3 protein-coding genes are annotated in these 1,928 nt (G+C 50.6%); all 3 read right to left on the reverse strand.

What is annotated here, in order from left to right; all coding sequences use genetic code 11:
• Positions 1-311: 311 nt before the first annotated feature.
• Positions 312-632, reverse strand: coding sequence for an Imm45 family immunity protein (gene imm45, locus T336_RS26950; RefSeq protein ID WP_156957939.1), 321 nt, complete (start codon positions 630-632; stop codon positions 312-314).
• A gap of 44 nt (positions 633-676) precedes the next feature.
• A complete protein-coding gene (locus T336_RS26955) occupies positions 677-1,051 on the reverse strand; it encodes a hypothetical protein (protein WP_156957940.1) in 375 nt (124 codons plus the stop codon).
• Positions 1,002-1,928, reverse strand: a 927-nt coding sequence (locus tag T336_RS26380) for an RHS repeat-associated core domain-containing protein (RefSeq protein WP_244884013.1), incomplete at its 5' end; no start/stop codon positions are given. The genes T336_RS26955 and T336_RS26380, both read right to left, overlap by 50 nt.

Below are 1,928 nucleotides of genomic sequence, written 5' to 3' on the forward strand. Positions count from 1 at the left end.
TGCTCGGCGGTCTGCATTTCCTGGTCTTTGCCGTGCTCATGTTGCCCGCCGCTGCACGGGTGCTGGCTGCGGCGGGAAGTTCATAACACGCTCTACCAGCTTTCATGGTTGAAGGTAATTATTGTATACCGGCCCCCTTTGAAATGCTCATCAGCCTCATTGTGTAAATCTGCTGCCGTTATTCCATTGCTGCATAAAATGGAGGAAATCCCACCTTCTTTTAGGTATCTCTCCGCGTTGATGTTTTTTATAATTCCTTGATCATCGGAGTTTTGGATTTGAGATGGCCTGGCTGATGAATGCTGCCTGAGTTATAAGTTTTCTATTACGTAGACGTTGTCTATGGGGCAATCAAAATATCCCCATTTAATCCAGTTTGATATAAGCCAGTCTTTGTCTATTGCGTATCCTTCTGCATTTGAAGGCTGGGAGTGTTGCGGAAGGATAGCATAGATAAGACCCGCTTTATAACCTGTCAGGTTGAGCAGGGCATAGCGCCGTTCGTCTTTTTGATGAAGCTCAATCACCATGAAATCTAGACAATTTTCATTGGAAGTATGGCAGCGAATTATTTTGCCTCGTTCTATATTGTTTGTATAGTCGAGTAGCCTGCTTCCGCTGTCCATGGTCATGACTATGATATCTCTCTGCGAACGTGGTGATTGGCTGAAATCTGTTATCGGTCTAGATTAAGTAGTATTTCCTTGAACTCTTCAAAATACTCATCGCTCCATTTGGAATAAATTTCTTCGTTCAGATTTTTTATTTTGTATAGATCATTTTTATTGAAATGTGATGTAATGCATCTCATGGTATTCAATATTATCCATTTTATGGGTTTTGATTGAATTTTGTCTCTCGGGCCTGCTGCGAGGAATTTCATGTCAAATATTAGTTTTCGAAGCAGTTCCTCATTGAATGTGTTTAATTCGAAGAGTTCGTAGCAAAAGGTGCCTTCCACTTCGTCATTTTGATTGTTCTTGATGTTCTGTTCTGCAGTTTTAACATCCAGGCCCCTTTCTGTTTGCTGCTTTGATGCTTTTTCGCTCATTTTTACTTCCATCTAAATTGAAGACACCCTTTGATGAATCATTTTTGGAAAATGTTTCGTAATGATCTTTGTGTAAGTTGTCTAGGTAGAAATAGTCGCCTCTCTTGAATGTGGTTTCGCCAACTTTCACTTTGTCTGTGAATTTGTATATTTCTGCTCCCTGGAATTTTTTCCCTGTTCTTTCTATTGCCCCAGCGACTGACTCCATGAAGCTCCAGCCCCATGGATCAATCCAAGCCAATGGATTTGGCGCGTACTGCTGCAGGTTGAGTCCACCCTGCAGCCCGATCGGATCCGGGCTGATGAACCGCCCTACATCCGGGTCGTAGTACCGGAAGGTGTTGTAGTGCAGCCCCGTCTCGCGGTCCAGGTACTGGCCCTGAAGGCGCAGGTTCTGCCCGAGTGATTCCTCATCCCTGTGCCGCTGCTGCACCGCAGGAATGGCGCTGCCGTCGATGCGCACGGCCTCCCAGCGCTCCTCCAATGCACTGCCCCAGGTGCGCCAGCTCGCGCGCCAGCGCACCTCGCCGGCCTCGTCCGTCACCTCTTCCGGCAGGCCCGAGGGGTCGGTGTGGAAGTAGCTCACCTGGGCGCTGGCGCGCAGGCGCGATTCGGCCGGGATCAGTGCTTGGGCATGTGCTGCCACTTGTGCCGGGGCAGAAGCGGCATGCGCTACCGCGCTGCTGCCGGGCGCGGCCATCGGGTTCAGCGCGGCGTGGCGGCTGCTTTGGCTGCCTGGATGGCCTTGGGTACCTGCCGGACCTGCGGCATCCGCTCCTGCGCCGCCCACCAGCCCACCGTGCCCGCTGCCCTCCAGCCGCTGCCCGTCCGCATCGATGCGCGCCAGCGGCACGTAGCTGCCCGGCTCATACACGTA

This window comes from Paracidovorax oryzae ATCC 19882 (genome assembly GCF_000687165.1).
Classification (GTDB): domain Bacteria; phylum Pseudomonadota; class Gammaproteobacteria; order Burkholderiales; family Burkholderiaceae_C; genus Paracidovorax; species Paracidovorax oryzae.

Coding starts and splice junctions, on each gene's coding strand:
- imm45 (WP_156957939.1), bottom strand. CDS start 632: ATGACCATGGACAGCGGAAGCAGGCTACTCGACTATACAAACAATATA.
- T336_RS26955 (WP_156957940.1), bottom strand. CDS start 1,051: ATGAGCGAAAAAGCATCAAAGCAGCAAACAGAAAGGGGCCTGGATGTT.